We start from the raw sequence: 21791 nt of genomic DNA on the forward strand, positions 1-21791 counted from the left end.
CGCCGCTACAGTCTTGGAAGTCACGAGAGACGGCGTCTACGGACGCTGTGCTGGTCATCGACGATCAGCACGTCGACAGCGGACTATCGACGGTGATCGGTGGCCCAGAAGGCGCGACGTTGCCTCGGGAAAGTTCTCGAGAAGCAACGAGGGTCTGATCGGGCCGCCGAGCGACCCTCTTGTTCAGACACCATATGCGGTGACACAGCCGGTGAGTGGGGTTTGGGAGTGTCGCATCCGGGAGCGACCAGCGGGAGCGAGCGGTTCTCCGGCTGATGGAGAAGCCGATCGCTGAACCGCGCCACCGCCGTTTATGCACCGTCTCCGTGTAGGGCCCGTATGCACACCAGCCGGGTCGGGGAGGACCGACTCGAATCGCTCCGTGAAGCCCTCGTCGTGACCGGAGAGCGGGAGCGGTTGGACGTGATCGCGCCGTTTCACGGCGCCCCGTTCACGTCGATTCCCGCAGGGACGGCGGCGGATGTCGAGGTTGCCGTCGAGCGGGCCGAGGCCGCACAAGCGTCGTGGGCCGGTCGTCCAGTAACCGAGCGGGCGGCCGTTCTGGAGCGATACGCCGACCGGATGCTCGATGCACAGGACGAGCTACTCGATATCGCGCAGTTGGAAACGGGAAAGACCCGGCGGGACGCCTTCGAGGAAGTGCTCGACGTCGTCCAGACAGCCACCCATTACGCCGATGCCGGCCCGGAACTGCTCGAGAGCGAACGTCGCAGTGGGGCCATGCCGGGGCTGACGAAGGCCACGGTGCACCAGCGGCCGAAAGGAGTAGCCGGGTTCATCGCGCCGTGGAACTACCCCGTCACGCTGTCGGTTTCCGACGCGCTGCCGGCGCTGCTCGCTGGCAACGCCGTGGTGTTGAAACCCGCCGAGGAGACCACCCACACGGCGCTCCTGGCTCGCCAGTTGCTCGTCGACGCCGGCCTCCCGCCGGCGCTGTTTCAGGTCGTGTCCGGGACCGGTGAACGGGTGGGGGCCGAGCTCGTCGACCGCGTCGACTACGTCTGTTTCACCGGCTCGACCGCGGCGGGGCGGCGTGTCGCCGAACGCGCCGGCCGGGCGCTCATCGACTGCTCGCTCGAACTCGGCGGGAAGAACCCGCTGCTGGTCCTCGACGACGCTGACCCGGAGAAGGCCGCTCGTGGGGCGATCCGTGCCTGCTTCCCGAACGCGGGCCAGCTCTGTATCAGCGCCGAGCGGCTCTACATCCACGAGTCGGTGTACGACGCGTTCCGCGACGCCTTCGTCGCCGAGACACGGGCCCTCGACCTCGGAACCGGGTTCGCGTACGGGCCGGATGTGGGGTCGCTGCAGTCCGCCGCACAACTAGAGAAGACCGAACGCCACGTGGCCGACGCCGTCGAGACGGGTGCCGACGTGCTCGTCGGGGGCGGCATCGACCGGACGTGGGCCCGTACTTCTACGAACCGACGGTGCTCGAAAACGTCACGCCCGAGATGACCCTCTTCGACGAGGAAACGTTCGGGCCAGTGGTGAGCCTCTACCCGGTCGCGAGCGTCGACGACGCCGTCGACCGGGCGAACGATTCCCGATACGGGCTGAACGCCTCCGTCTGGACGGGCGATCGCGACCGCGGCGAGCGCGTCGCCGAACGCATCGACTGCGGCACGGTGAACGTCAACGAGGCCTACGCGGCTGCATGGGCGTCGGTCGATGCCCCCATGGGCGGGATGGGTGATTCGGGGCTCGGTCGGCGACACGGCGACGAGGGGCTGTTGAAGTACACGGAGGCCCAGACGGTGGCGGTCCAACGGGGGCTCCAAATCGGGCCGGGGCCGCTTCCGGACGGCGTCTGGGCACGGGTGATGACCGGGTTCTCGAGGCTTCTCAAGCGACTACCGGGGTGGTTGCGGTGACCGCCTCCGAGGTGTTCGTCACGGGGTTCCCCGGCTTCCTCGGGGCATCCCTCCTCGAGCGGCTCGTGACACGGACGGAGACGGTCCACTGTCTCGTCCAACCGAAGTACCGGGCGGCCGCCGAGGCCCGCGCGGCCGAGCTCGTCGGCGACGACTGGGGAGCGGACGTCCGCCTCTACGACGGGGACATCACCGAACAGGGGCTCGGCCTCGACGCCGCGGACAGAAGCGCGCTTCACGCCGCTGTCGGGGAGGTGTTCCATCTCGCTGCGGTGTACGATCTGGGCGTAAGTCGTGCGGTCGCCGAGGCGGTCAACGTCGACGGGACCCGGCACGTCCTCGAGTTCGCCACCGCGTGTGCCGTCGAGCGGTTCCAGTACGTGAGCACCTGCTACGTGAGCGGGCGCTACGACGGCGTGTTCACCGAGTCGGACCTCGACGTGGGCCAATCCTTCAACAACCACTACGAGGCGACGAAGTTCGAAGCCGAGCGCCTGGTGCAGGCGCGCATGGAGGAGGAGTTCCCGGCGACCGTGTACCGACCCGCCATCGTCGTCGGGCACAGCGAAACCGGGGAAACCGAGAAGTACGACGGCCCGTACTACGTGTTGCGCTGGCTGCAGCGCTGTCCAGGCGTCGCCCCGCTCCCGTGGTTCCCGGGCGCGGACGTGACGGAGTTGAACGTCGTCCCGTGGGACTTCGTCGTCGAGGCGATCGACTACCTGAGCCAGCACGGCGAGCCCGGGGCAGTGTACCAGCTCTGTGACCCCAACCCGCCGACGATCCCCGAGCTCACGCGGCTGTTCGCCGAGGCCACGAACACCCGGGTGCTCCCCGTCCCGGCCACGCCGGGCGTCGGGAAGCGCCTGCTCGGGACGCGGGCGGCCCGCTCAGTGACGGGGATCCCACCGGAGACGCTCGACTACTTCACGCTCCCGACGCGGTACGTCAACCCCGCCACTCGCCGCGCACTCGCGGGGAGCGGTATCCGGTGTCCGCCCTTCGCCTCGTACGTGGACGTGCTCGTCGAGTACGCGCGCACGCACGAGGCGCGGTCCGACGCGATGACGTGAGGAGCGTGCGTGATCGCTGGGGGACGCAGGTCGGTGTCTCGCTGGCCGTGACGGGCGGGCGCACCGATCGCCGATCGAACAACTCGAAAACGAACTGGCTGCCGTCTACCCCTGCCCGACCATCGAGTCCTCGTCCGCCCACTCCGCCTCGCGGAGTTCGTACTTCTGGACTTTTCCGGTCGCCGTCGTCGGGAGGTTTGCGACGAACTCGACGCGGCGAATCGCTTTGTACGTGGCGAGGTTTTCGCGGGTGAACGCGACGAGGTCGTCCTCGGTGACGCCCGGGTTGTCGGGGTCGCCGGACTCGGGGACGACGAACGCCTTCGGCGTCTCCCCCCACTCGTCGTGTGGCGACGGGATGACGGCGACGTCGCTCACCGCGGGGTGGTCGAACAGGGTGTCCTCGAGTTCGATGCTGGAGATGTTCTCGCCCCCGGAGATGATGATGTCCTTCTTCCGGTCCTGAATGGAGAGAAAGCCGTTCTCGTCGACGACTGCGAAGTCCCCCATGTGGTAGTACCCCTCGAGCCGCTCGGTGAAGGCCTCCTCCGTGGCGTCGGGCTTGTTCCAGTACCCCTCCATCACCTGGTTCCCGCTGACGACGATCTCGCCGATCGTTTCGTCGTCCCAGGGGACGTCCTCGCCGTTCTCGTCGACGACCCGGACGTCGGTGCCGAGGAAGCCGATCCCCTGCCGTTTCTTCAGCGAGTAGCGGTTCTCGTCGTCGAGCAACCGGCCGGCCTCCGACGTGGTGATGAGGGGGCCGGTCTCGGTGGCGCCGTAGACGTGTATGAGGTCCCAGTCGAACGCGTCCTCGACGGTGCGGATGGTGGCCTCGGGCGGGGCGCTGCCGGCGGTCGCGGCGCGAACGTCCGCGTCCCCGGTGGTGTCGACGTCGTTGCTCGCGTGGTAGTCCTGGAGCATGTTCAGGACCGTCGGCGCCGCACAGAGGTAGGAGACGTCCTCGGCCCGGATGGTCTCGAAGATGTCGGCGGCGTCGACGCCGCGCGTGCAGACGTGGACGGCGCCGGCGCCGGTGATGGAGAAGATGTGCCCCCAGCCGTTGACGTGGAACATCGGGAGCGTCCAGAGGTACGTGTCGGTGTCCCGGATGTTCTGGTGGTAGGCGACGATGTAGGAGTGCAGCGTCTCGTTTCGGTGCGTGCGACAGACGCCCTTCGGATCGCCCGTCGTCCCCGACGTGTAGTTGATCGTGATCACATCGCTCTCGTCCATCGCCGGCCGGTCGTACGACGGGGCCGTGTCCGCGAGTTGGGCGTCGACGTCGTCCCAGTCACCCTCGACGGCGTCCGCATCGTTCGTGAGGAACGTCTCCACGGGAACCTCCTCGCGGATCGCCTCGATCTTCTCGGCGTAGTCGTAGTCCGCGTAGATCGCGGTGACGCCGGCGTCGTTCAGGATGTACGCGAAGTCCTCGGGCGTGAGGCGGTAGTTGAGCGGGGTGTGGATGGCGCCGAGCTGCATCGCGCCGTAGGCGGCTTCGAGGTGGTAATGCGTGTTCGGGTCGAGGACGGCAACGCGGTCGCCCTTCTCGACGCCGCGCCCCTGGAGGAGTGCGGAGAAGCGGTCGACCCGGTCGCCGAGTTCGTCGTACGTGAAGCGCTCGCCCGTGGCGGCGATGACGCCGGTCTCGTCGCCGTAGTACTTGCGAGCGCGGTCGAGAAAGTCAGTGACGAGAAGTGGTCGCTCCATCTCTGTCTAATGCAATCAACGTTCGTGTGATAGCTTTTGGGTTGGGGACAAGTTACGTACAGGAGCGCTCACGGGCGCCCTTCGGGAAGTTGAGCCCGATACCGAGTCGCACGACTAGGCCACCCAACGGACGAACGGTCACGATAGATGCCAACTACCGATACTATCTGCTACAGATATATTTATTAGCGATCATTCCAACAGCCCCCATGCATGGGACTGTTTAGCAGTGACACATACCCCTGTACGGTTTGTGGCTCGGAAGTGACGAAAAGTGATGGCGGCAGATGCCCTCGATGTGATGCCGCATTTCACGCCGAGTGTCTCAAGAACATCGGGAACGTGAAAAAGGAATCAAAACTCATCCGGAGTGACAAGATAAAGGCCAAATGTCCGAATTGTGGCAACGTCGGTAAGTGGTGAACGGCGATCGGAGCGAGCGAGCCGTCACCACAACCCGGCCCAGTTCCCGAAACCACGCTGGATCTTTTCAACAGATGTCATACAGAATGGACACCATGCATGAGTGAGTGCACGTACCGCTTCGACCCAGAGGGGGGCGACGTACCGACGGACGGCCCCTGGGAGTGCCCCCACGAGCGCTACGAGGGCGCCGATACGTGTGTGTTCCACCTCTCGCCCGCAGAACGGGCAGAGTACGGCGTCGATGACCAGACGATCGCGGCGGCGTTCCGCGAGGTCGCAACCGCGACCGGCCGCCGAAAGAAGGAGTTAGTCGACGCGAATTTGGGCACCCTCGACCTCTCGTATGCGATACTCGATGCCCCGGACAACTACCCGATCGACTTGCGACACGCCACCGTTTCCGGGGATATCGACCTCTCAAACGCCGAGATTCACCAGCCACTGGATCTCCGACACGCCGAACTGGAGCGACTGGATCTGACTGATGCTGCGTTGACCAGTACGCTACGCATGAACCGCTGTACGTGCGATGGCCCAATCGTCGGAGAGGGGCGGTCTTCGAGGACGGCCTCGACGTTCGCCAGGGGTCGTTCAGCGCACGCGTCATCCTCGATGAGGCACGGTTTCACGGCGATGCCTGTTTCAAGGAAACCGTGTTCGAGGGGCCGGCGCAGTTTCGGGGTGCCGAGTTCAACGGCGACGCGAACCTCCTCGACGACGACGCCTGTTTCGAGGACGCGACGTTTGCGGCGGACGCGGCGTTCACCAAGGCCCAGTTCCGGTACGCCGACTTCGTGCGCGTGACGTTCGACGGGGAGGTCGAGTTCGAAGAGGCGACGTTCGACGGGGACGCCGAGTTCCGAGCGGCGACGTTCCGGGAGCGAGCGGGGTTTCGCGGAGCGGAGTTCCACGGCGACGCGAACGTGCGCATCGACGACGCCACGTTCGCGGACGCCCGGTTCGCGGGCGACGCCGTATTCGACGGCGCGGCGTTCCGGATGGCCGTGTTTGCCAACGCCACGTTCGAACAGGGGGCGGCGTTCGACGATACCCGCTTTGAGGGTGACACAACGTTCTCCGGCGCAGCCTTCGGTGACGAGACCGGGTTCGATGAGGCCCGGTTTTACGATGACGCCGCCTTCGAGGGGACGACGTTTAACGGGGCGCTCTCACTCCGAGGGGCGGAGTTCCACGGCGGCGACAACGTCGAAGACGACGATCTCACGTTCGAGACCGCAGTGTTCGACGGCCCGGTCGACGCGACTCGGGCGGAGTTCAGCCTGGCGACGTTTACTGACGCGTCGTTCACCGCTACGGTCTCTTTCGACGAGACGACGTTTGACGGCGATGTCGCGTTCACACGGGCAAGCTTCACGGGGCCAATCTCGTTCGACGAGGCCCGGTTTCACGCGGATACGAGTTTTGCCGCGACGACGTTTGCGTCAACGCTCTCGTTACGTGGCGTGGAGTTTCAGGGGGGCGACAACGTCGAAGACGACGACATCACGTTCGAGGCCGCCGAATTCGGCGGCGACGTCGACGCCGAACGGGCCGAGTTCGGCCTTGGGTGTTTCAGTGACGCCACGTTCGAAGCCGGTGCGAGTTTCGACCACGCGTCCTTCACTGCGGGGGTAACGTTCGAGGACGCGACGTTCGGTGGCGTCGCCCAGTTTACTGAGGCGTCCTTCGGCGACGATACCTCGTTCGAGAACTGCCTGTTCGAGTCGGCGGCCGTGTTCCCGGGCGTCGAATTTGCGGGTGGCGACAACGTCGAGGACGACGACCTCACGTTCAGGGACGCCACGATCAAGGGGCCGGTCGATTTCCGGCGGGGACAGTTCCAGTACGCGAACTTCGGTGGCGTGACGGTCGACGGGCCTGCCGACTTCTCGAACGCCGTCTTCGAACTCGAGGGTGATTTCTCGACGACGACGTGGAGTGACGAGGTGACGTTTCTGGAGGCGCGCTTCCGGAACGATGCTGACTTCGCCGGCGTCGCGTTCGCGACTGCCGCGGAGTTCCGCGGCACCGAGTTCCAGGGCGGGGCGAACAGTGAAGCGGACGATCTCTGTATGGCGGAGGCGACGTTTGGCGGCGTTGCCGACTTCGAGGCGGTCGAGTTCCGCTATGCCACCTTCCGGAACGCGGCATTTCACGGGACTGCAGAGTTCGCTGAATCGCGGTTCGGCGACGATGCGCAGTTCGAGGGCGCCGTCTTTGCGGGGGAAGTCGTCTTCGACGAAGCCCGGTTCACCGACGATGCGAGCTTCACGGACGTGCAGGTCCAGGGCGATGCCAGGTTTCGGGGCGCCGAGTTCCGTGGCGGCGCAAACATGCTTGACGACGATGCGACGTTCACCGACGCCGCCTTCGAGGGGAACGTAACCTTCGAGCAGGCGCTGTTCGGCTATGCGGATTTCACGAACCTGACGGTGGCGGGCGACGCCGTGTTCAGAGCCGCGACGTTCGACGGCGTCGCGACGTTCGAACACCAACGAGTTGCGGGGAAAACGGACTTCGACAGGGCGACGTTCACCGAGAACGCGACGTTCTCAGGCGTCCGGTACGGCGGAGAAGCACGGTTCGACCAGTGTCGCTTCGAAACCAACGTCGACTTCACCGCTGCGAGGTTCGAGGGACAGACGCTGTTCACCGGCACGAAGTTCGAAGGCAGTCCAACGGTACTGGCTGACGACGCAGACTTCCGCGAGGCCACCTTCGAAGCCCAGGCCGACTTCGACGAGGCCGAGTTCAAGTACGGGAACTTCGGCGACGCGACGTTCGAAGCGGCCGTCTCGTTCACGCGGACCGGGTTCGAGGACGGGGGTGCATACACCGATGCTGTCGTCCAGGGGGCGTTCGAGATGAGCTATGCGCAGTTCGCCGGTGACGCCGCTATCGACGACGTCGTGTTCCACGACGACGCGACCTTCGAAGGAGCGAAGTTCACCGGTGGCTCGAACACGCAGTCGAGGGACGCTGTGTTCGACAACAGCGAGTTCCGCTCCGGCGCGACGTTCTCCACTGCGGAATTCAACACGGTGAGCTTCGACGGGACGCGGTTCCATGCGGAGCCCGATTTCGACCGGGCCCGGTTCCTCGACAGGATGTACCTGCAGATCGCGCCGGCCGCCGACGCGATCAAAGTGAACCTGAGCCACGCCGAGCTCAACGGTGGCCGGATCGTCCAGCCAGCGAGCGGCGGGACGTTCTACGACCTCACGGCGGCGACGGTACGTGATGTACGGTTCGAGCCGAACGACAGCGAGCTCGAACTCCTCGACTACTTCCTGTTTCGGGAGACCGACTTCGACGGGTTCGATTTCTCCGAGCACTTGGAACTGCTGAGCCGGAACGACTGGAACATTCACGGCTTCAAGTACCACGAGTTCGCGGCCGACACGGACGAACTCGTGTTGGATCCGGCGACGCTGGAGCGGACCTACCTGATGGCAAAAAACAGTGCCAACGAGTTCGGCCACCGCAAGGCGGGCTCCGAGTTCTACATTAAGGAGTTCATCTACCGCCGCAAGAAAAACAAGGCAGTCTTTCAGGACGGGTCAGTGGACACACAGTCCCGCCTGAAAGCCAGCGGGAAGTGGTTCGGTAACTGGCTGCTCTATGAGACGTGTGGGTACGGCGAACGCCTCTGGCGTATCGTCTACATCTCCGGATTGGTTGTGGTAACGTGGGCACTGCTGTACGCGACAGTGACAAGGGGGACTCGTGGGCCGGGGAGTATCACCACTGAGGGGTTCGACACCGTTGCGGGGATCGTCAGCCCGGAGGGGATCCAGATTTTGGGGCGGACGTTGTACTTCAGCCTCGTCACGTTCACGACACTCGGCTACGGTGACGTCCAACCTGTTGGGCCCGTAGCGAGGACCCTCGCGAGTCTCGAGTCGTTCATCGGGGCGCTGTTGGTCGCACTGGTCGTATTCGTCATCGGTCGGCGGATGGCTTAACCGGTGACCTCTTCGTCCTCCTCGCCAGCGGCGTAGATGTTGAACTCGGTTTCGGCCTGAATGTGGTGGATGACGTAGAACGCCGCGATCAGGATCACCATCAAGAGGCCGTACGCCAGTGCCGCCATGATCGCATCGTCCTTCGTCGCGTACTTCCCGGTCCGGAAACTGATGATCTTTCGAGACATCGCGATGAGCGCGACGTTCAACACGATCGGCAGGATGTTGAGGTCCTCGACGTACGCGATGACCGTCCGGTAGATCTCGACGATGATCAGGAGGAGCAGGGCAGTGTCGATGATCTTCAGCACAGCATTGGGGTTAGTGTACTCGCCAGAGGTGATGAGGGTGACAAGTTTGAGCCCGAGATCGTACACCCCGATCGCGAACAGGATGATCATGATGACCGCCGTCGCCAACTCCAAGATGTCCATGAGTACGTCGGTCCGCTTCCCGGTTCGTTCGAGCACGCTCTCGAAATCCAGAATATTTCGATCGATTGTACTCTGAGTCTCTTGACTATCGGCCATGCTCAGGGGCTTAGCTGCCGAACAGAAATAACTGATCCCAGGATGACAATATCGCCTGGAAATTGTGCGTCGCTGGCTCCGATTTTGGAACTCCTGCTTTAGGAGCTAACGAACTGTTGTGTTGCGTAGAAGCCTATCGCATACATCCCAAACGCGAACGGCCCAACAGCAAAAATCCCGATCGAGAATATCCCGACTGAGAACACGCCGACTGAGAATACTCCGACCGAAAAAATCCCGGCGGACAACACACCGAGACTAAAGTTCCCAGCGGCGAGGAACCCGAACGCCGTTTGGCCGGCAGCTAACACCTCGTATCCGGCGATTGTTTCGATACCTGCGAGTGTCAACACCAACGCAATCACTAACAGGCTGATTGCGACGAGACCCCCGAATCCTGCCAGTCAATTCCCATATGTGAGAGAAACCGACAGTAACAACATTAATGTTCGTTATATTCCGAGTCGTTGGGAATACCCACAATCACTTACCGGGTGTTTCACCGCGAATAGTGCCGAAGTAATTAGGGGTTCAATAGAGCCGGAGTGAAGACCTACTCACGGTCTGGGGCACAGTCGAGTTCGTGACTGGGCGACAGGGACACCGCGAGGCGAGCAGCCAGTTTTTTGTACGCCCTGATGGGTGCGGCGCGTCCTGCACTGCCGGACACGCCGTGTTCAGTGGTGATTCCGATGGAGACCACCAGCGACGCATCGGTCTCCTTCGACGAGTCCGACACACGATCGGACAAGATGCACAGTACGATCGAGACGTTGGTCGACGGCACCGACCGATCGTAACACAAGGGCGAGCGCGAACCCGACGCGGATGTCGACGGGCGCTCCTGCGGACTCGACACTAGTGGCTCGACGTTCTACTTGGCCGCGTGGGAGCCGGTCGCCCCGAAGATTGGGCGTGATCGACGAGAACGCAGTAGTCAGATAATGCAGGAGGTCACTGACAAACTCATACGGAGGCGTCCGTTGTGTGCAATCGGCTCCTCCGGAACCTGGGTTCCGAGGCCGTCCGGAACCGCTCAGAACACGACGGGCGCCCCCTCGACGATCTCCAGCGTCGTTCGGTCGCCGACGGTGACGTCGGTCTGTCTCCCTTGAACGACCGCCTGAACCTCGTCGATCTCGGCGTCCGGTTCGACGACGTAGTTCGTCTGGTCGCCCTGGAAGTACCGCTCGCGGACGGTCCCTTGGAGTGCGCCCGAGTCGCCGAGTTCGAAGTCCTCTGGGCGGACCGAGACGGTCCCCTCTGTCGTCGAACCGGAGGCTGGGACAGTGAACCCGTCGTCGCCCCCGACCGTGGCGACCGTTTCTCCACCTTGCTCGTGGATCTCCGCGTCGAAGAGGTTCGTGTCCCCGATGAAGTCGGCGACGAAGGGGGTAGCGGGCTCGCGATAGATCTCTTCGGGACTGCCGATCTGCTCGATGTGGCCATCGTTCATCACGGCGATCCGATCGGAGAGCGTCATCGCGACCTCCTGGTCGTGAGTCACGTAGAAGAAGGCGCCCTGCGTCTTCTCGTGGATCTTCCTGAGTTCGACCTGCATCAGCTTCCGCAGCTTCCGGTCGAGCGAGGAGAGCGGCTCGTCAAGCAACAATACGGCGGGTTCGTTAACCAGCGCACGGGCGAGTGCGACCCGCTGTTGCTGCCCCCGGACAGCTCCGTGGGGTTGCGGTCCTCGAAACCAGAGAGGTCCACGAGATCGAGGTACTCCGAGATGCGCTCCTCGCGAATCTCCGCCTCCGAGCGGTCGTCGTCGACCGTTCCCGGCAGGCCTTTCTTTTTCAGCCCGTAGCCAACGTTCTCGGCGACGCTCAAGTGCGGGAACAGCGACAGGTGCTGAAAGACGAGGTTGGTGTCGCGGGCCTCCGGCGGGACCGCCGCCATTGAGAGCCCGCCGATACGCACATCGCCGTCGGTGGGCTGCTCGAAGCCACTGATCATCCGGAGGGTCGTCGTCTTGCCACAGCCCGAGGGACCGACGAGCGTGAAGAACTCGCCCTGGCGAACGGTAAAGTCGATCCCCTCAACCGCGACGAGGTCGCCGAACTCCTTGCGGACGTTATCTAACTCGACGAGTGTCTCGTCCCCTGTAGCGGTTTTCCCTTGTGACGACATGCCACGGGCTTTTCGAGGGGCGGTAATGAACTTACCGAATTTGTGAGTAGTGGTGACACAGGGCATAGCTTTATGAGCGAGGCGAAAAACCGCCTCGTTGAAATGTCTGACCAGCAGATTGACGGCGACCACGCAGCGGACAGTGACAGTCGAGTCTCGCGTCGGGCCTACCTAGCAGGCGCCGGTGCGGTAGGGTTGACGGGGACCGCAGGCTGCCTGGGCAGTATTACTGGCGGTGGTTCACAAACGATCAACATCCTGACCTGGGAGGAGTATGCGGACCCGGACATCAAATCCAGGATCGAGGACGAGCTGGGGGTCACCCTGGAGATTACGAAGTCGACCTCGTCCTCGAAGATGTTCTCCTCGTGGAACTCGGGCCAGCACGAGCAGTACGACATCGCGATCCCGAACAACAACTACGTGCCGAAGATGATGGACGCGGACCTGGCCGCGCCCGTCAACGAGGACGTGATGACCAACACCGGCGACATCTATGAGGTGTTCAAAGGCTTCCAGGACTCACAGTTCAGCAGCGGCGGTGACGTGTACGGGGTGCCGATCCGCTTCGGATGGTACGGCTACTCCTACGACTCACGGGAGATCTCTGAGGATCACGAGCAGAGCTACGACATGCTGTTCGATGAGGAGTACTCGGGGACATCATCATGTACGACAACCACTTCAAAGCGATGTCGGCTGCTGCGCTGTACCTCGGGTACCGCGATGCCTTCGACGGGTCTGCGGTCTCTCTCTCGGAGGACCAGATCGAGGAAGTGAAAAACACGATGATCGACCAGAAGGAGATGCTGCAGGGGTACATCGCGGCGGACCCGACCTACATCAAGCAGTTCAATCAGGAGAACTTCGTCATCGGCCAGTCCGGTCGCAACGAGATCGTCGAAATGTGGTCGAACGGCAAATCCTGGCCCAAGATGGCGGCACCGAAAGAGGGGTCGCTCGCGTGGTTCGAGTCCGCAGTCGTCTCGGAGGCATCCGACAACAAGGAGACCGCGTGGGAGGTCGTCAACGAGTACATTTCGCCACAGAACGGTGCGAAGCTCGCCGAAGTCGGGTTCTCCCCGTCGGTCAACCCGGAGACCCAACAGCACCTGAGCGACGAGCAGAACGATATGTTCGGCGCTATCGATCCCGCCCAACTGGAGTCGATGATCCCGTTCAAATCCGTCGAGAACGAGGACGCCTGGCTCACCGCGTGGGAGGAGATCAAGTCCGCGTAAGATGGCCACAAGCACGGACTCGGACGACCGGTCGCTGCTCCGCACGGCCAGGGGAAAGCTTGCGCTGACGGCCGGGCCGTCGACGATCTGGCTCGGCCTGCTGCTGTTGGCACCCCTGATGTTCATGGTGACGGTGAGCTTTATGAGCATCAACGAGGCGTACAACATCGTCTGGCAGCCGTCGCTAGACAACTACGGCCAGCTTGTCGGCCCTGGACAGCCCTGGGACGCCTCGTTCTGGAACACCTCGTTCATGGGGTCGCTGCTGCTCTCGTATCAGATCGCGATCGTGACGACCGTGCTGTGTTTCACACTCGCTTTCCCGCTCGCCTATCTGCTCGCGCGGAAGGGGGGCGGCTGTTCAAGGTCGTCATCTTCCTCGTGCTTCTCCCGTTTTTCACCATGTATCTGGTGCGGGCCTACTCGTGGCTGTTGATGTTCGGTCCCAACGGGGTGCTCAACGCGACGCTGCTGCAACTCGGGGTGATCTCCGAGCCCCTCGCCATGTTCAACTTCGGCGTCCCGGCCATCATCGTCGGCCTGACTCACGCGTACTTCCCGTACATGCTGCTGTCGCTGTACGCGAGTCTCGACGGCATCGACTTCTCGCTCGTCGAGGCGGCACGTGATCTCGGTGCGTCGCGTCCGGCGGTGCTCAAGGACATCATCCTCCCGCTCGCGCTGCCGGGAATCATCAGCGGAAGTCTGTTCGTGTTCGTTCCCGCCCTCGGGGCCTTCATCACCCCACGCTTCCTCGGGCAGGGGAAGGTGCTGATGATCGGCCAGCTGATCGAGGAGCGCATCAACTCGCTGTACGCCATCGGCTACGGCAGCGCCGGCTCGATGTTCATCGTCGTGACCATCGTCGTCGCGTTCGCGCTGGCGTTCCGCTACGTCGACGTCGACGAACTGGGTGGTGTCTGAGATGGGGACGAAAACCGAGAATACGGCCGACGTGACGACGGTCGAACGGTTCTTTGACCACCGGACCCGGGAGCGCTGGCTGCGCCGGGGGCTCTACGGGATCGCAGGGCTATTGCTCGTGTTCCTGTGGATTCCGCTCGCAGTGATGGTGCTCCTCTCGGTCGCACAGAACGCGAGCACGCTGTTCCCGTTCGAGGGTTTCACGCTCCAGCACTACGCCGCGACGTTCTCCGACCCCGGGTTGATGATGGCACTGTTCAACAGTGTTCAAGTCGCGACGGTCGCGGCATCCATCGCGACGGTGTTGGGTGTGCTCGCCTCGTTCGCGTTAGCGCGTCGTGAGTTCCCGCTGAAGCCCGCGTTCCGGACCTTCGGCATCCTGCCGATGATCGTCCCTGGCGTCGTTCTGGGCATCGCGTTGCTGATCTACTTCCGGACGTTGCTGTCCTCGATCCCGATTGTGGGCGATCTGTTCATCCCCGGGTTCGCGACGCTCGTGTTGACCCACTCCGTGTACGGGTTCCCGTTCGTCCTGCTCATCGTCTCTGCCCGGCTGTACACCTTCGACGAACAGCTGGAGGAAGCAGCGCGGGACCTTGGTGCGGGTCCGCTAGAGACGTTCCGGGAGGTGACACTACCGATCATCGCCCCGGCGGTCGGCGCAGGGTTCCTGTTCGCGTGGATTCGTTCGTTCGAGGACTTCATCCGCGCGTTCTTCGTGAAGGGAACGATGGACGTGCTGACGACCGCGATGTTCTCGATGATCAAGTACGGCGCCGCGCCGAAGATGAACGCGATCTCCGCGTTCATCGTCTTCGTCATCGCGATCATCCTCGCGGTGGCGATGAATCTCGGCAACGTCACCGACTACGTTGCCGGCGGGCCCGACGAGTAGGACTGGGCGTCCACTTCCTTTTTCGATTCAGCGAGGCACAGAGGTCACCGATGACGAACAGCAGTGTTGCGACCACGCTCTCTCCGGCGACGTTTCGGTCTCCTCCGACGTGCCCGACACACGATCCGACGAAATGCACAGCACGATCGAACAGTAGATCGACGGCCGATCAGGAACTGTCGCCACCCAGACCCGCTTGACCGACCACCGCTTTCTTGCCCGTCTGCCGAGAGAGTCGAGTCACGATGGTCCCGCCCTCCACCCCTCCCGCCGAGCGCTGCTGGCCGGCGTCGGCGCCGGCATCGCGACCGGGCTCGCCGGCTGTAGCGGTACAGAAACCAATCAGTCGTCGCCCGAGGACGGCACGCTCGTCACCGACTACGCCGCTGCGATCGCGCGGTTGAGCACCGACCGGCCGCCGATCACGCACGGGCCGACCGACGGCGACGAGGACGGCGACGACGCCGCATCGACGCCCAATCCGGTTTCCAACCGTGTCCTCGAGAGCGAGGACGACGCGTCGGAACTCGTGTACGCCGAGGACGCGACGAACGTCGACGCCATTCGGCGACTCGTCACGGAGACGACGTACGACAGCGAGTCCGTGTTCGTCTACCAGCGACCGATCGGCGAGTGTTACGAACTGCAGGTGAACTACGTCACCAGAGACGCCGACGGCGACCCGAGCGTCCAGCTCTGCCGCGTGATCCGCGACGCCGAGGTCGACTGCGAGCGCGACGTGCGGGATCACGTCGCCGTCGCGGTGCGGCTCCCCTTCCCCGCCGACGAGTACGGCGGGTTCAGTATCGGCAGCGGTGAGAGCTGTGACCCGGTCCCCGAGCGGTACCGAAACGAGAGTGATTCGGCATGAGTCGGCAGACGCGCCGTTCGCTGCTCGCCGCCGTCGGCACCGCACTCACCGGCGCGCTCGCGGGCTGTGGCGACCTGAACCCGCTTTCGGAGGAGACGCCCGTCGAGTACGACGACGACGCCATCGCCGCCCTCGCCGGCGACATCCCCGAGATCCCGCCCGCGGTCCCGGTCCAGCCGACCGACGAACACGTCGAGACTGCTCGTGAGCGGATCCGGACGCTGCTCGCCGACACGGATCTCTCCCGGATCCCGAACGCCGTCGTCCGCGACGTGCTTGCTCGGGAGCGCGAGGTCGCCCGGGACGCCCTCTCGGAGGACGAGGGGGAACATCGCATCGACGTGCTCCCGGGCCTCACGCACCCACGCTCGGAGGCGATGTTCGTCGACGCCGGCCTCGCCGCGTTCGACGACGAACTCACTGCGGCGGGCGTCGAGTCGCGCCGCGAGCGCCACCACCGCGACGCCGCGTCGTTCCTCGACGACTACTCGCCCGTCGGCCCCGCAGCCGATCCCGTGGCCGCGTTCGCGGAACACGCCCGGATCACCGACTGGGCCCGGACCGGCGCCCGGCTCACCGAACCGGCGACCCACCACGAGTACGAGAACACGGTCCTGCACGTCGCCGAACTCGCCCAGCGCCTCGAGTGGGGGCGGGCGTACGCCGCCGACGCCCGGCGGCTCCACGACCACTACGTGTCGACGCTGGAGGAGCCGCACGACTACGCGGAGCGGTTCGCGAGCGTCGCGGCGTCGCTCGTCGGCGATGTCGAAGCACACGCGACCCCGCCCGACTGGGACGAGTTGGCCAGCGATCTCGAGCGCGACGTGTCGGAGACGCCCGCCGAGCGACTGCTCGAAGAACTCGCCCGCAGCCGGTGGATCGGCGCCCAGAGCGCCGTCGAACACCACGAGGCGGGCGAACCCGTCGGCGCCATCCTCCCCGCGATGCGTGCGCTCGCGGCCGACCGCGCGTTCGCCGACGCCCGCGACGCCGTCTCGAACGGCGCGTACGGCGTGCCCGAGTCGGTCACCCCGATCGAGGACGAGCGCGCCGCCGCCGTGGAGGGCCTCCGGTCGGTGCTCGACACCGCGCCCGCGCTGCTCGCGCGCCGGCTCGCCCAGTACGCGTACTCCCCGATTCGGAACGCCGACCGGTCGGTCACCGACGGCACCATTACCGCAGACGGGCGCGACCTCTACGCGCAGTACGCCGTAGCGAACCGCTTCGCGGCCGCCGCGCCCGCGGTCGTCCAGCGTGTCGGTAGTGCGCTTCAGGGGTAAGTCCCCGACCCAGTCCTCGGACAGCGAAAAACGCGTCCCTCAGTCCAGCAGCGCGTCCACGTCGGCGTGCTGATGGAGCAGCTCCTGCATCGTCGCGACGGTCGCCTCGTCGCGCACCCGGCCGCCGTGGATCAGCGACTCGATGCGCTCGATCGTCGTGATCGTGTCCGTCTGGACCGTGACCACGGGCATCCCCTGCTCCTCGGCCTCGCCGAGGATCGCCCCGGACGGTCGGTGGCCGCCCGTGAGCACGAGGCAGTTGACGCCCGGCGCGTCGAGCGCCGCCGCCTGCACGTCCGCGCGGTCGCCACCCGTGATGACCGCGGCGTCTTTCGTCCGGCGGAAGTGACTCAGCGCGCTCTCGCCGGTCATCGCGCCGACGAGCACCCGCTCGATCAGGGCGTCGGTCGGCGCACCGGTGTGCGACTCCGCCCCCAGCTCCTTCGTCAGATCCGCGACCGTGACGCCGGCCATGGAGCGCTCCCAGGGGAGCACGCCCAGTACGGGCACGTCGCGGGACTCGAGGAACGGGACCACCTCGGTCTCGACTTCGTCGTAGGCGGCGCTGGTGACGGCGTTGAACACGACGCCGCGACAGCGGTCGCCGAGGGCGTCGACGGCCGCGAGGATACCGTCCACGTCGCCGGGCTCCTGGTAGCGGGCGACGAGCACCGCGTCGGTCTCCAGTAGGGCGGCGATGTCGCCGTCCGTGAGGTCGACGACGGCGCCCGTCGCGGGGTCGCCGGCGCCCTCGAGGATCATGGTCTCCTTCCCTTCCGCGAGCCCGTCGTACGCGTCGCGAACGCGCTCACGGAGCGCGGCAGTGTCCTCCTGGCCACGGATGGCGCCCGAGATGAACGTCGGCGAGTAGACGACGGGCTCCATCTCGTGCATCTCGGCGTCGAGGCCGAGCAGCTCCCGCGCCAGCATCGGGTCGGCGTCGAGCGTCTTGCCGACGTTGCTCTGCAGGCGGGTGCCTTTCGGTTTCATGTAGCCGACCGTCGCGCCGCGGTCGGCGGCGAGGCGCGCGAGCGCGAGCGTGACGGCGGTCTTGCCGGTGCCTTCGTCTGTCGAGGTTACGAGTAACGAGTTCATAGCTGGTCTGGGTCGATGGTCAGTCGTACGTCGAGCGCCTGCACGCCGTCTTCGGTGGCGAGCAGCGGGTTCACGTCGAGTTCGAGGATGGCGTTGAAGTCGGTCACGAGCTGGCTCAGCCGCTGGATGGCCTCCTCGACGGCCGCCTCGTCCGCCGACGGGCGGCCACGCGCCCCGCGGAGCAGCGGCGCCGAGTCGAGTTCGTCCACCATCTCGCCCGCCTCGCGGCCGGAGACCGGGGCGATGCGGACGCTCGTGTCCTCGAGCACTTCCACGAAGATGCCGCCGAGGCCGAACAACAGCAGCGGGCCGAACTGCGGGTCGCGGTTCATCCCGAGGATCGTCTCGGTGCCGGCGTCGACGTCGACCATCTCCTGGACTTGGACGCCGAGGATGCTCGCGTCGGGCTGGTAGTTCCGGGCCCGGGTCATCAGCGTCTCGTAGGTGTCGGCCACGTCCTCCTGGGCGACGCCGACGGCGACGCCGCCGATATCGGACTTGTGGAGGATGTCCGGGCTGACGATCTTCATCACCACGTCGCCGTCGATCGACGCGGCCGCCGATTCCGCGGCGTCGGGGGCCTCGACGAGTTCGGAGTCAGGCGTCGGCAGGCCGTACGCGTCGAGCAGCCCCATCGCCTCCACGCCGAGCCGTCTCGCGCCGCGGTCGGCGGCGTCGGTGAGGATCTCGCGGGCGCGCTCCCGATCCACGTCGAACGACTCGGGCGCCTCGTAGCTCCGGGCCTCCACGTCACGCTGGACCGACAGCGCGTCGAGGCTGCTCACCGCGCGGGCGGGGTCGAAGTAGTTCGGGATCCCCGCCTCGCCGAGCACGTCGGCCGCGGGTTCGGCCCGCTCGCCGCCCATCAGGCACGCGACGACGGGTTTGTCGTGTTCGAGCCGCCGCTCGGCGATGACGGCGGCGAGCTCCTCGTAGTCGACGATCGCCGTCGGCGCGGAGATGACGATCGCACAGCCGACGCTGTCGTCGGCGAGCACGGTGTCCAGCGCCGTCTCGAAGCGCTCGATGTCGGCGTCGCCGATCACGTCGACCGGGTTGTAGATGTTCGCCTCCTCGGGCATCGTCGCCTCGAGCGTCGAGAGCGTGTCGTCGGTGAACGACGCCATCGAGAGCCCCGAGTCGCCGACGGCGTCGGTCGCCATCACGCCCGGGCCGCCCGCGTTGGTGACGATGCCCACCTCGTCGCTGTCGGGCATCGGGAGCCCGTCAAGCGAGCGGGCGTAGTCGAACAGCTCCTGGACGTTCTCCGCGCGGACGACGCCCGCCTGTTCGAACGCCGCCTCGTAGGCCGCCTCGCTGCCGGCGATCGTGCCGGTGTGCGAGGACGCGGCGTCGGCGCCGGCCTCGGTGCGCCCGGACTTGACGACGACGACCGGGGTGTCCTGGGTCACGTCGCGGGCCGTATCGATGAACGCCCGGCCGTCGGCGACGCCCTCGAGGTAGCCGAGGATCACGTTCGTCTCGGGGTCGTCCCGCCAGTGGGTGAGGAAATCCGACTCGTCGAGGACGGCCTTGTTCCCCAGCGAGACGACGTCCTTGAAGCCGATCCCCTGGTCGTTCGCCCAGTCCAGCACGGCCGTGATGAACGCGCCGGACTGGCTCATGAACGACAGCGACCCCGGGAGCGCGTTCGACGGGCCGAACGTGGCGTTGAGCCCCGCCGGCGTCGAGAGCACGCCGAGGCTGTTCGGGCCGACCAGGTTGAGGTCGTACTCCGCGGCGACCGCGCGGAGCTCTTGTTCGCGCTGTGCGCCCTCCGAGCCGGTTTCGCTGAACCCGGCCGTGATCACGACGACGTTCCGGACGCCCGCCTCGCCGGCCTCCCGGACGGCGTCGACGGCGATCGGCGGCGGCACCACGACCACCGCGAGATCGACGGGCTCCGGCACCGAGGCGAGGTCCGGGTAGCACGGCTCCCCGAACACGGTGTCGCGACTCGGGTTCACCGGGACCACGTCGCCCGTGAAGTCGGCGAGGTTCTGGATGATGGCGGCGCCGATCGAGCCCTCCCGCTCCGTCGCGCCGATCACGGCGACGCGCTCGGGCGCGAACAGGCCACCTGTGTCTGCCTCCTCGTTCACGTCGATGCCGTCGCGCCGGCGGCGCTTAAAACCGGGCGTGGGTCTCAGTGGCTGGGAGTCGCCGCAGACCCCCGTCAGACCAGCACCGACACGGCGCCGGCCAACGCGATGGCCACGAGGACGCTGGAGAGCGTGCCGACGAGGAAGTACTCCGCGAACGCCTGTTGCTTGAGCTCCTCGAACCGCGCGATCGACTTCGCCGCCACAACGAGGCCGACCGACCCCCACAGGCCAGCCACCCCTAGGAAGAGGATCACCCACCGTTCGAGACTCCCGATGAGCGACCCCGCCTCGAGTTCGTCCTCCGAGTTGGGCGCGGGGTCCGGATCCGGGAGCACACCCCGGACGATGGCGTTCCCGCCATCGTGGGCGAACACGAACGCCGCGAGGTACACCGCCCCGGTGGTCACCTGGGCCCAGGGAAGTTCGGCCAGCCCACCGACGCCGACCAGTATCGGCGTGAGCGTCCACGCCCCGGGATCGACCAGGGTCCACGCACCGAGGATGACGAGGAGGTGAGCCACCTGGTCGGCGAGGAACAGCCGCGCCGAGCTCCCCGTTCGCCGTCGGAGCCGTGCCGAGACGGCGTCGATGGGGAGGTGCACGACGCCGATCGCGACCACAGTCAGCGCTGACTCGGCGGTCAAGAGGGGAGGAAGACGACCGCGTGGACGACGAAGACGATGGCGACGTGGGTGAGCAGCGGCCGGATTCGGTGCTTGGCCGCCGCGAGTTCGTCCGTCTGGAAGGCGAAGTCGCCGAGGACGTGCCCCAGCAGAAGCAGCGCGAGGGCAGTTCCCGCGGGGCCGAGCCCGGTCAACCACCCGCTCATCGTGTCTCGCCTCCGGATCGGGTTGTCTGTAACAACTCGCCCAGCGAGGCCTCGGCGGTGCGGACCTCCTGGACGTGGCCGGCGCTGAGTGACTCGCTGACGGTCGACTTCGCGACGTCGTACCGCTCGGCGACGCCCTTCTGGGTTCCCTCCTCCGCGAGGGCCCGGGCAAACTGAGCCTGCCGGTCCGTCCAGTCCTCTCGGAGGCACTGGACCACGTCGAACATCGCGTTGGCGTGGCTGTCGCGGGCGCTCGACCAGCCGCCGACGCGGACCCACGCCCCCTCGGCCTCGGCGTCGTTGATCGCCGCCCGGGCCCGGTGGAAGCACGGGCCGTCCATCCCGATCGCCTGCGCCGGGTTGAGCGCCGTGTCCAGTTCGCCCAGCCCGATCCCGAACCGGAGCTTGGCCGGGTGGAACCGGTCGCTGACCGAGACCGCGGCGTCGACGGCGACGGCCGCGTCGGTCAGGAGCACCTGGAACTCGTCGCCCGTCGTGACGGTGAACTGTGAGGCGATGGCCTCCTCCGGGAGGTCGTCGTTGAGGGAGTTCACCACCTGTTTGAACTCCTGCTGTGCCTCGCTCCGGTCGGGCAACTCCCGGGAGCCGCGGATGTCGCCGATGACGGCCACGTACTCGGTGTCGTCGGGGTTCTCGGTCATGTGTTCGCCCTCAGTGCCGAACTGGGACTGGGTTCGGTGTTTTCGGCGAATCAGTATCAAGATTGTGGCCGGAGGCGAGTTCGGCTACGAGGGCGAACAGACTGCGAGTTCGACAGTGGTGACGAACTACCCAGGCCAGGAGTTGAGACGC

18 protein-coding genes and 2 pseudogenes are annotated in these 21791 nt (G+C 65.6%); 11 read left to right on the top strand and 9 right to left on the bottom strand.

The annotated features are described in order from the left end of the window. The first annotated feature begins 339 nt into the window (after positions 1 to 339). Positions 340 to 1895 (top strand): annotated as a pseudogene (locus SY89_RS00300) (succinic semialdehyde dehydrogenase). Continuing rightward, on the top strand, positions 1892 to 2968 hold the full coding sequence (locus tag SY89_RS00305; RefSeq protein ID WP_080506541.1) for an SDR family oxidoreductase: 1077 nt from the start codon (positions 1892 to 1894) through the stop codon (positions 2966 to 2968). The pseudogene SY89_RS00300 and the gene SY89_RS00305 overlap by 4 nt, the downstream one beginning before the upstream one ends. Positions 2969 to 3073: 105 nt before the next feature. Here the strand turns inward: SY89_RS00305 and SY89_RS00310 are convergent, their stop codons facing one another. Then, positions 3074 to 4681, bottom strand: coding sequence for a long-chain-fatty-acid--CoA ligase (locus tag SY89_RS00310; RefSeq protein ID WP_054582674.1), 1608 nt, complete (start codon positions 4679 to 4681; stop codon positions 3074 to 3076). Between the two features lie 950 nt (positions 4682 to 5631). Between SY89_RS00310 and SY89_RS00315 the strand changes: the two genes are divergently transcribed. Then, positions 5632 to 9072: a pentapeptide repeat-containing protein gene (locus SY89_RS00315; protein ID WP_054582675.1), complete on the top strand. Its 3441-nt coding sequence runs from the start codon at positions 5632 to 5634 to the stop codon at positions 9070 to 9072. Here the strand turns inward: SY89_RS00315 and SY89_RS00320 are convergent. Together SY89_RS00320 and SY89_RS00325 are read right to left on the bottom strand one after the other, a co-directional pair. After that, a complete protein-coding gene (locus SY89_RS00320; protein ID WP_204374401.1) occupies positions 9069 to 9542 on the bottom strand; it encodes a phosphate-starvation-inducible PsiE family protein in 474 nt (157 codons plus the stop codon). The genes SY89_RS00315 and SY89_RS00320 overlap by 4 nt on opposite strands. A gap of 158 nt (positions 9543 to 9700) precedes the next feature. Further along, positions 9701 to 9967, bottom strand: coding sequence for a hypothetical protein (locus tag SY89_RS00325; protein ID WP_204374402.1), 267 nt, complete (start codon positions 9965 to 9967; stop codon positions 9701 to 9703). Positions 9968 to 10240: 273 nt separating this feature from the next. Here SY89_RS00325 and SY89_RS16935 point away from each other — a divergent pair, with 273 nt between their 5' ends. Next, positions 10241 to 10402: a hypothetical protein gene (locus SY89_RS16935; protein ID WP_189319188.1), complete on the top strand. Its 162-nt coding sequence runs from the start codon at positions 10241 to 10243 to the stop codon at positions 10400 to 10402. A 236-nt stretch (positions 10403 to 10638) separates the two neighbouring features. Here the strand turns inward: SY89_RS16935 and SY89_RS19420 are convergent. Next, positions 10639 to 11735, bottom strand: a pseudogene (locus SY89_RS19420) (ABC transporter ATP-binding protein). Positions 11736 to 11930: 195 nt separating this feature from the next. On the opposite strand from SY89_RS19420, the gene SY89_RS17965 reads away from it, so the two are divergent. The 7 genes from SY89_RS17965 (at position 11931) to SY89_RS00355 (ending at position 16949) form a co-directional block, all read left to right on the top strand. Further along, entirely contained in the window at positions 11931 to 12515 is a 585-nt protein-coding gene (locus SY89_RS17965; RefSeq protein ID WP_239685475.1) for an ABC transporter substrate-binding protein, read from the top strand. After that, positions 12428 to 12976, top strand: coding sequence for an extracellular solute-binding protein (locus SY89_RS17970; protein WP_239685476.1), 549 nt, complete (start codon positions 12428 to 12430; stop codon positions 12974 to 12976). The genes SY89_RS17965 and SY89_RS17970 overlap by 88 nt, the downstream gene beginning before the upstream one ends. Before the next feature lies 1 nt (position 12977). Further along, a complete protein-coding gene (locus SY89_RS17975; protein ID WP_239685477.1) occupies positions 12978 to 13412 on the top strand; it encodes a hypothetical protein in 435 nt (144 codons plus the stop codon). Next, positions 13379 to 13900 carry an ABC transporter permease gene (locus SY89_RS17980; protein WP_239685478.1) on the top strand — a complete coding sequence of 174 codons (522 nt, stop codon included), beginning with the start codon at positions 13379 to 13381 and terminating at the stop codon, positions 13898 to 13900. The genes SY89_RS17975 and SY89_RS17980 overlap by 34 nt, the downstream gene beginning before the upstream one ends. Position 13901: 1 nt before the next feature. After that, positions 13902 to 14795 (top strand): ABC transporter permease, encoded by an 894-nt coding sequence (locus SY89_RS00345; protein ID WP_054582677.1) that lies wholly within the window; start codon positions 13902 to 13904, stop codon positions 14793 to 14795. A gap of 196 nt (positions 14796 to 14991) precedes the next feature. Beyond that, positions 14992 to 15666, top strand: a complete 675-nt coding sequence (locus SY89_RS00350) for a hypothetical protein (RefSeq protein WP_054582678.1) — start codon at positions 14992 to 14994, stop codon at positions 15664 to 15666. Further along, a complete protein-coding gene (locus SY89_RS00355; protein ID WP_054582679.1) occupies positions 15663 to 16949 on the top strand; it encodes a hypothetical protein in 1287 nt (428 codons plus the stop codon). The genes SY89_RS00350 and SY89_RS00355 overlap by 4 nt, the downstream gene beginning before the upstream one ends. 39 nt (positions 16950 to 16988) lie before the next feature. Here the strand turns inward: SY89_RS00355 and SY89_RS00360 are convergent, their stop codons facing one another. The 5 genes from SY89_RS00360 to SY89_RS00380 all read right to left on the bottom strand — a co-directional run bounded on the left by SY89_RS00360 (position 16989) and on the right by SY89_RS00380 (position 21640). Next, entirely contained in the window at positions 16989 to 18044 is a 1056-nt protein-coding gene (locus tag SY89_RS00360) for a phosphotransacetylase family protein (RefSeq protein ID WP_054582680.1), read from the bottom strand. Further along, entirely contained in the window at positions 18041 to 20146 is a 2106-nt protein-coding gene (gene acs, locus SY89_RS00365; protein WP_054582681.1) for an acetate--CoA ligase alpha subunit, read from the bottom strand. Before acs ends, SY89_RS00360 begins: the two co-directional genes overlap by 4 nt. A 74-nt stretch (positions 20147 to 20220) precedes the next feature. Then, on the bottom strand, positions 20221 to 20793 hold the full coding sequence (locus SY89_RS00370) for a DUF3307 domain-containing protein (RefSeq protein WP_054582682.1): 573 nt from the start codon (positions 20791 to 20793) through the stop codon (positions 20221 to 20223). Beyond that, the gene (locus tag SY89_RS18905) at positions 20790 to 20978 is read right to left on the bottom strand and encodes a DUF3307 domain-containing protein (RefSeq protein ID WP_054582683.1); all 189 of its coding nucleotides are present in this window, start codon (positions 20976 to 20978) and stop codon (positions 20790 to 20792) included. Before SY89_RS18905 ends, SY89_RS00370 begins: the two co-directional genes overlap by 4 nt. Continuing rightward, positions 20975 to 21640 carry a SatD family protein gene (locus tag SY89_RS00380; RefSeq protein ID WP_054584632.1) on the bottom strand — a complete coding sequence of 222 codons (666 nt, stop codon included), beginning with the start codon at positions 21638 to 21640 and terminating at the stop codon, positions 20975 to 20977. Before SY89_RS00380 ends, SY89_RS18905 begins: the two co-directional genes overlap by 4 nt. Between the last annotated feature and the right edge of the window lie 151 nt (positions 21641 to 21791).

Source organism: Halolamina pelagica (genome assembly GCF_001307315.1).
Lineage (GTDB): Archaea > Halobacteriota > Halobacteria > Halobacteriales > Haloferacaceae > Halolamina > Halolamina pelagica_B.

Bases quoted from the DNA above. Each gene is read 5' to 3' on its own strand.
- SY89_RS00310 (WP_054582674.1), bottom strand. From the start codon at position 4,681: ATGGAGCGACCACTTCTCGTCACTGACTTTCTCGACCGCGCTCGCAAG.
- SY89_RS16935 (WP_189319188.1), top strand. From the start codon at position 10,241: ATGGGTGCGGCGCGTCCTGCACTGCCGGACACGCCGTGTTCAGTGGTG.
- SY89_RS17970 (WP_239685476.1), top strand. From the start codon at position 12,428: ATGTCGGCTGCTGCGCTGTACCTCGGGTACCGCGATGCCTTCGACGGG.
- SY89_RS17975 (WP_239685477.1), top strand. From the start codon at position 12,978: ATGGCCACAAGCACGGACTCGGACGACCGGTCGCTGCTCCGCACGGCC.
- SY89_RS17980 (WP_239685478.1), top strand. From the start codon at position 13,379: ATGTATCTGGTGCGGGCCTACTCGTGGCTGTTGATGTTCGGTCCCAAC.
- SY89_RS00345 (WP_054582677.1), top strand. From the start codon at position 13,902: ATGGGGACGAAAACCGAGAATACGGCCGACGTGACGACGGTCGAACGG.
- SY89_RS00355 (WP_054582679.1), top strand. From the start codon at position 15,663: ATGAGTCGGCAGACGCGCCGTTCGCTGCTCGCCGCCGTCGGCACCGCA.
- SY89_RS00360 (WP_054582680.1), bottom strand. From the start codon at position 18,044: ATGAACTCGTTACTCGTAACCTCGACAGACGAAGGCACCGGCAAGACC.
- SY89_RS18905 (WP_054582683.1), bottom strand. From the start codon at position 20,978: ATGAGCGGGTGGTTGACCGGGCTCGGCCCCGCGGGAACTGCCCTCGCG.
- SY89_RS00380 (WP_054584632.1), bottom strand. From the start codon at position 21,640: ATGACCGAGAACCCCGACGACACCGAGTACGTGGCCGTCATCGGCGAC.